This is a genomic window from Nocardia sp. NPDC004722, from assembly GCF_053601505.1.
Genome location: NZ_JBSGBY010000487.1, coordinates 1 through 6,582 on the forward strand (window position 1 = coordinate 1; position 6,582 = coordinate 6,582).

The 6,582-nt window shown below is 68.7% G+C and carries 7 protein-coding genes and 1 pseudogene; 1 reads left to right on the top strand and 7 read right to left on the bottom strand.

The genetic code is table 11. The features are described 5' to 3' along the window. Window positions 1–81 precede the first annotated feature (81 nt). The gene (locus tag ACWELQ_RS34145) at window positions 82–651 is read right to left on the bottom strand and encodes a TetR/AcrR family transcriptional regulator (protein ID WP_452401154.1); all 570 of its coding nucleotides are present in this window, start codon (window positions 649–651) and stop codon (window positions 82–84) included. A gap of 81 nt (window positions 652–732) precedes the next feature. Between ACWELQ_RS34145 and ACWELQ_RS34150 the strand changes: the two genes are divergently transcribed. Beyond that, window positions 733–1,626, top strand: coding sequence for a DUF4437 domain-containing protein (locus tag ACWELQ_RS34150; RefSeq protein WP_452401155.1), 894 nt, complete (start codon window positions 733–735; stop codon window positions 1,624–1,626). 82 nt (window positions 1,627–1,708) lie between these two features. Here the strand turns inward: ACWELQ_RS34150 and ACWELQ_RS34155 are convergent, their stop codons facing one another. The 6 genes and pseudogenes from ACWELQ_RS34155 to ACWELQ_RS34180 form a co-directional block, all read right to left on the bottom strand. Beyond that, window positions 1,709–2,452 carry a maleate cis-trans isomerase family protein gene (locus ACWELQ_RS34155; RefSeq protein WP_452401156.1) on the bottom strand — a complete coding sequence of 248 codons (744 nt, stop codon included), beginning with the start codon at window positions 2,450–2,452 and terminating at the stop codon, window positions 1,709–1,711. Between the two features lie 15 nt (window positions 2,453–2,467). After that, window positions 2,468–3,262 carry an SDR family oxidoreductase gene (locus ACWELQ_RS34160; protein WP_452401157.1) on the bottom strand — a complete coding sequence of 265 codons (795 nt, stop codon included), beginning with the start codon at window positions 3,260–3,262 and terminating at the stop codon, window positions 2,468–2,470. Next, window positions 3,259–4,176 (bottom strand): hypothetical protein, encoded by a 918-nt coding sequence (locus tag ACWELQ_RS34165; RefSeq protein WP_452401158.1) that lies wholly within the window; start codon window positions 4,174–4,176, stop codon window positions 3,259–3,261. The genes ACWELQ_RS34160 and ACWELQ_RS34165 overlap by 4 nt, the downstream gene beginning before the upstream one ends. After that, window positions 4,173–4,862, bottom strand: coding sequence for a hypothetical protein (locus tag ACWELQ_RS34170; RefSeq protein WP_452401159.1), 690 nt, complete (start codon window positions 4,860–4,862; stop codon window positions 4,173–4,175). Before ACWELQ_RS34170 ends, ACWELQ_RS34165 begins: the two co-directional genes overlap by 4 nt. Continuing rightward, complete coding sequence (locus ACWELQ_RS34175; protein WP_452401160.1) at window positions 4,837–5,979, bottom strand: aromatic ring-hydroxylating dioxygenase subunit alpha; 1,143 nt, start codon at window positions 5,977–5,979, stop codon at window positions 4,837–4,839. The genes ACWELQ_RS34170 and ACWELQ_RS34175 overlap by 26 nt, the downstream gene beginning before the upstream one ends. A gap of 10 nt (window positions 5,980–5,989) precedes the next feature. Further along, window positions 5,990–6,582 (bottom strand): annotated as a pseudogene (locus tag ACWELQ_RS34180) (alpha/beta hydrolase); the annotation flags it as partial.

Genomic DNA, 6,582 nt, shown 5'->3' on the forward strand with positions numbered 1-6,582 from the left:
TCACGCCGAAGACGGCGCGGGTCCCTACGGCATTGGTCATCGTCTTCCTCTGGATAGCCGGGTTGCGCTGGCGTCGGGTGGTCAGCGGGAACCGATGGCGTTGCGGGACAAAGCATCCGAGACGGCGCGATGGGCCCGGTCACGATCGGCGGGCCGGTCGAGCAACAGGGCGTCCACCAGCAGCGGCGCGACGATGGCCATCGCCGTCTCCTCGATCGAGTTCGCCGCGCCGACGCCCGCCGCGCGCACCGCCGTGTGGAAGGGGGCGAGCAGGTCGGCGACATAGCGGTGCCGCAGTTCCGCGCAGGCAGGGTCGGCGGCCGAGGCGGTCACCAGGGCGCGCAGGAATGCCGCGACGGGCTTGTCGCGCAGGCGATCACACAGCGAGTCGACTTCCGCGTGCAGGTCGGCCACGGCGTCGCCGCTCGGCTCGGGGGACGGATGCGGCGCCACGGCGATGAGGGCAGCGAGAAAGTCCCTCGGGGTCGGCCAGTGCCGATAGATGGTGGTACGCGCGACGCCGGTAATGCCGTGCAGCCGTTGCGGAGTCAGCGCCGCGGCGCCCTCGGTGAGGATCAACTCCAACGCGGCGGTCAGCACGATCTCTGCGGTGTCGGCGGCGGGTCCGGCCGGGCGTCCTGGTCTGCTCACGGAATAAACGATACATCTTGTTTTGGTTATTGATAAGCACTACATTCTGTATCGGAAAGTTCGCGTCCCGCAGGAGGATTCATGCGTCCCCATGTCGAACTCATCGATGAGAAAGACCTCATCTGGCATGTCGCCGAGTTCACCCACGCCGAAGGCACCGCCGAACAACGCAATCTGAGCTACGACGAGGAGGACGGCTCGGCCTCGTTGAAAGTCCGCTTCACCGGTGACTGGTCCCGACCGGCGGGCGTGCACACCGCCGAGACCGAATGGTTCGTGCTCGCGGGCGAGGTCACCGTCGGCGACACCGTACTCGGGCCCGAAGGGTTCTGGATGGCCCCCGCGGGCGTGTGGACCCCGCCGCTGCGAGTGGCGTCCGGTACCGAAATCCTGCTGTTCCGCGAACGGGGCGGCTGGGAGTTCGAACCCGCCGACGCCGACCGCGAATTCGTCCGTCCCGACCAGAAACTCGTCGTCCACGACTCCGCCGCCATGCCGTGGATCGACGTCAAGGACGGCAGCCCCATGCGCTTCGACCTCGGCGGCACCCCTGTCCCGGGCCTCTACATCAAGCTGCTGCACCGTGATGAGAAGACCGGCTTCTACACGCGCCTGATCAAGGCCAAGCCCGGCTGGCGCGAAATGCCGCTGGCCCACCACCCGTGCAGCGAGGAGGCGTACTGCCTCGACGGCGGCTTCGAATACAACTTCGGCTCCATGTGGCCGGGCGCGTACTTCTGGCGGCCGCCGTTCATCCGCCACGGCGACTTCACCGCCGACGCCGAACGCGGCTGCACCTGGATCGTCCGCTCCGACGCCGACCTCGTCGACTGGTACACCGACAATGCCAAGGTCGTCATGACCGGCGACCCCACCAATTGGGGCGAAGGCTACCCGCACACCGCCGCCCCCCGCTTCATCAGCCCCGTGCGCTCCAAGTCCATCGGCGAGTGGGCCGATCCGACCCATCAGTGAGAGCGGGCCACCGCCGACCGGTCATCGGTCGGCGGTGGCCCCTGCGGGTAGCCGAGTTCTTTCCAGCGGCTGCGGTGCGAAGTCAGTGGTCGCGCAGCAGGCTGCCCGCGCCCTCCACCCGGTCGGTGATGCCGTTGTCGCGCAATGCCATCCACCAGGTGGCGGCATTGATGGCCAGCACCGGTTTGCCGAGCCAGCGTTCGGCTTCGTCGGCCAGGCTGACCATGGACAGATTGGTGCCGCACTGGACCAGGGCGTCGATGCCGTCGTCGTCGACCTCGAGCAGCGCGGCCCGTAATTCGGCCGCGGTGACGTGGGCGATGGAAACCGCGGTGGGGCAGCGCAGGCCGCGGATGGCCTTGACCTCGAAGCCGAGCTCGCCGAAGAAGCGGACCACGTTCTCGTCGCCGACCGGCTGGTACGGGGTGACCACGCCGATGCGCGCGGCACCGTACAGCGCCAGCCCCCGGCGGCAGGCTTCCGCGCCGGTGGCCACCTCCAGTCCGGTGGCGTCCTGGATCTGGCGGACGAACCGCTGGTTGCCTTCGACTCCGCCCCAGAAGGTTTCGGCCGACATGCCCATGACCATGTAGTCGGGTTCGCAAGTCAGTACCCGTTCGCAGGTGGCGGACAGTTCGGCGCGGATCTGCTCGAGCAGCCGGCCCATGCCCGCGTCGTCGCTCATGTTCTGATCGCGAATGTGGATGCGCCCGAAGTGGGCGGTCACCCCGGGCACGCCCATGCGGGCGAAATCGGGTTCCACGACGGTATTGGTGGAGGGCGCGAGCACACCGAACTTGGCGCGCCAGCCCAGCACGTCGGGCATGGAATCTCCTGTCGGTCAGCCGGATTCGGGAGTTGTGAACAGATCGCGGCGGCGGAACGGGGCGGCGGCGAAGCGGCGCATCACCTTGCCGGGCGTCAGCCAGGCCACGCGCGCGCCGTTGCGGGTGTCGGCGACCGCCCGTCGCGCCAGCCACGGGGTGACGGTCTCGACGCGGTCGGCCAGAATGTTGAACACCTTGCGCGCCTTGGCCAGTTCGGCGTCGTCGCCGTAGCCGTGGGTGAGCAGGTCGGTCACCACCATGCCGGGACTGAGCAGCCCGACCGACACCCCGGCGGGCATCTCCTTGGCGAGCCCCTCGGTGAGATAGGTGACCGCGCGTTTGGTGGCCCCGTACCCGGTCAGGCCCGCCACCGAGCGGCCGTCGCTGCCGAGCCCCTCCATGTTCCACACATGGCCGCCACCGGCGGCGGCCATGCCCGCGATGGCCACCGCGCAGCCATGGGCGACGCCGATCAGATTGGTGTCCACCACTTTCCGCAATTCCGCCGCCGACAGCGACCAGAGCGGGGTGCGGGCATGGGAGACGCCCGCGTTGTTGATCCACACGTCCACGCCGCCGAACTCGTGCACCGCGGCGTCCCACAGCTCGCGCACCTGGCCGCGGTCGGTGATGTCGGCGGGCACGACCAGCGCGGGCCCGTCCAGTTCGGTGCGCACCTGCTCGATGCGCTCGATATCGGTGCCGCACACCGCCACCCGATGCCCGTCCGCCAGCAGTGCTCGCGCCATCCCCAGCCCGATGCCGCGGGTGCCGCCGGTGATGACGACCGTGCGCGCGCCCGCGCTCATTCGCGCTCCAGGACGCCGTGCACGACCACGGTCAGCCGATTGCGCTCGAACAGCTGATACACCACGGCCATTCGCGACCCCGGCCCCATCCCCGGTTCGGCGTCGAGCATGAATTCGCGTCCCACCAGCCGCCGCCCGTCGGTCTGGTGCAGGCGCACGAAATGAGCGCGGCCGTACGCCTGCCCATTGCCCCAGATGTCGGGGCCTTCGTGGAACGAGCGCGCGCCGTCGCGGCGCACGGTGGTCCGTACGTCGGATTCGAGCACCCCGGACATGGTCAGGTGATGTTCGGCTGTCAGTAGTCCCAGCGGGTCGACGCTCAGTGACATCCGGGTCCTGCCGATGTCGACCTGATCGGCGGTCCATACCTCGAGGTCGCCGGTGAATTGGCTCTCGTCCTTGGTGGGCAGGGTGAATGTCACCGCACCACAGCGGGTTTCGGCGGCGACGCGCTCTTCGACGAGTGCGGGATCGCGGGTGTACACACCGTCGAACACCCCGACCACGGCCGGTCCCTGAGACAGCACCGACGAGTACGCCTGCGTGTCGCCGAGGGTCTGGTTCCAGGTGTTGAGCGAGACCTGCCATCCGGGCCCGTAATAGTGCGCGTCCACGAAACCGCCGTAGGGCTGCCCGGACCCGTAGAAGTCCGGCCCCGTGTAGATCCGATCGCCGTCGTGGTCGAGCACGCCGAACGCGAACGGCGCACCGAGCGTGAATCGCCCGGCCAGCTGCCCGCCGCCGCTCAGCCCGCCGTCCATGACATAGGTGATGTCCCCGTTCTCGAAGACCGACGAGCGGCGAATGTCCTCGAATCCGAGCCACACGCCCTCGGCGTCGAACAGGGAGGGCCGTCCCACCCATTCCCCGGCGATGCGTTCCTGGAACACACTGGGTTTCGCCCGCACGCTCATGCTTCCAGCTCCCCGCGGACGCGTTCGGACTGTTCGTTGCCCAGCAGCCGGGTGACCTGCTCCCACACCGGATCCACCTGCGGGCTGAACAGATTCGCGCGATTGGCGAGGTCACGCACCGCGAGATCGGTGTCCACCGCGGGAACTCCCTTGTCCACGAGTGTGAGCCAGTGCCGCAGATACGCGTCCACGATGCCGCCCAGCTCGCCGAAGGCGGACTCGTCGGCCCGGCACACCACCATCCACGGCGACATCAGCGCCCGCTGCCGCGGCCCGATCGCCGCCGCCGACACCCCCTCGATCTGCCAGGCCGCGTCCAGCAGCGGCGTCAAGGGCAGGTAGGCGGCGTCGAGATAGTTCAGGTGCACGGCCAGATCCGCGCGCGGGATCAAATCCAGGTGCATGGCGTAGTACTCGCCGCCGTAGACCGCGTCCAGCGTGAAATGCGGTACGGCCGAATCACTTCCGGTGAAGGCGAAGATCATGTGGCTGTCCAGCCCGATGGGCGGCACCACCAGATCGACGGCGACCACCTTGTCGATGGGGCCTCCGCGCAGCACGCGCAGCCTGCCCACCGGATCCGGTGTCATCGCGCTGGTCAACGCCACGTCCTCGGCGACGGTCGAACCCAGCGTGCTGGAGAGGGTGTCGAGGGTGCGCTCACTGAGCGCTGCCGGCAGAGTCATGCGGTTGTCCTCCATTGCGGGCCTTGTGCACCCAGGCGCTGGCCAGTTCGGGATTGTCGCGGCGCGCGGGCGAGGCGATGACGGTGGCGGTGCGCCGTGGCGCGTCGCCGGTGATGACGTCGTCGCCGCCGACCCACCAGCCCTGCTTGATCAGCTGGGTGCGCCGGCGTCGGTAGGCGACCTGCAGGGCGTCGCTGCGCACGTGCAGCTCGTCGGACAGGTCGAACGGAAGCAGCTCCGGCCGTTGGGATTCCACCACCGGACGGTCCTGCAACAGGATCTTCTCGATGCGCTTGCGGGTATTGGCGTCGGCCCAGCCGCCGGTGAAGAAATTGCGGAAGCCGAGAATCTTCACCAGTGTGCGATCCTGCGACAGCGGAATGTTGAAGTCGTAGAGCAGCAGGTCCCCGATGGGCAGCCGCACATGCAGCTTCACGATATTGGGCAGATACCAGGCATTGGTGACGGTCACGTACTCCGGCCGGGGCTTGCCCCGGAACAGCAGCCCCCATAGTCCCTTCGGCGGCGGCGGGCTCAGCTCGATATCGGCCTCGGCCGACCAATCCGTCTGCCGCACACGGAAATCCGGGATCTCGGGCTTGTCGGGATTGCCGAAAGCGGTGCCGTGCACGAACGGGGTGTGCGAGGCGTCGACCACGTTCTCGAAGGTGCGCTCGTAGTTTGCGTCCACCACCATCTCGTATTCGACCGCGCGGAACGCCGGATCGTCCCATTCAGGAATCTCGGGGATGGGCGGCCGTTCGGCCTCGGGCAGGTCGCCGAGGAAGGCCCACACCATGCCGTAGCGCTCCAGCGCCGGATACGCGTCCACCCGCGCCTTGCGCGGGATGCTGCGTTCGGGGGAGTTGGCCGGGATGCGCACGCACACCCCGTCGGCGTCGTACTGCCAGCCGTGATACGGGCAGGTGATGCAGTCGCCGGTGACCTTGCCCATCGACAGCGCGCCGCCGCGGTGCACGCACAGATCCGACAGGCAGGTCACCGCACCGGAGCCGGTGCGGTAGAGCACGAAATCCTGGCCGAGACAGGTCACCTTGCGCGGTTCGCGGCCGACGCGGCCGGAGAATTCGACGGCGTACCAGAAGTTCTTGAGCACTGCGATCTCCTCAGCGCCGCTTCAGCAGCATGCCGTCGTCGAAGCCCGCCAGTTCGTCCCGGGCGGTGTGCGAATCCCGCAGGTGGGTGTGCAGGAACAGCGTGGTGAGGTGGGCGAATCGGGCGCGGGCATCGGTATTGCCGGGACCGTCCAGGAAGGCGCGCGCGGCGGTCGGGTCGGCGTCGGCGATGGCGAAATGATTGGCCCCCGGCACCACCGCGAGCAGATGCTCGCCGTCGGGCAGCGCCTCGGTGAAGGTGCGCTGCACCGGATCCGGCCGGTCCTCGCCCTCGCCGTAGCGGTCGGCGCTGCCTCGGATGACCCCGTCCTCGGTGCCCACACCCAGCAGCACCGGGCAGTTCACCTGTGCGGGCAGCACGGTGCCCGGATCCCAGCCCAGCATGGTCGCGACCATGGTGTGCGCGCCCCATGCGAAAACCGCCCGCACCGAAGGGAAATAGCGCGCCGACTGCAGCACGACGGTGCCCCCGGCCGAGTGACCGCCGAGCGCCACCCGGTCCAGGTCCAGGCTCCCGCGCAGCGGTTCGAGCGCGTCGAGTTCGGCCAGCCCCGCGAGCACCGCGTGAATGGTCGCGCAGGTGG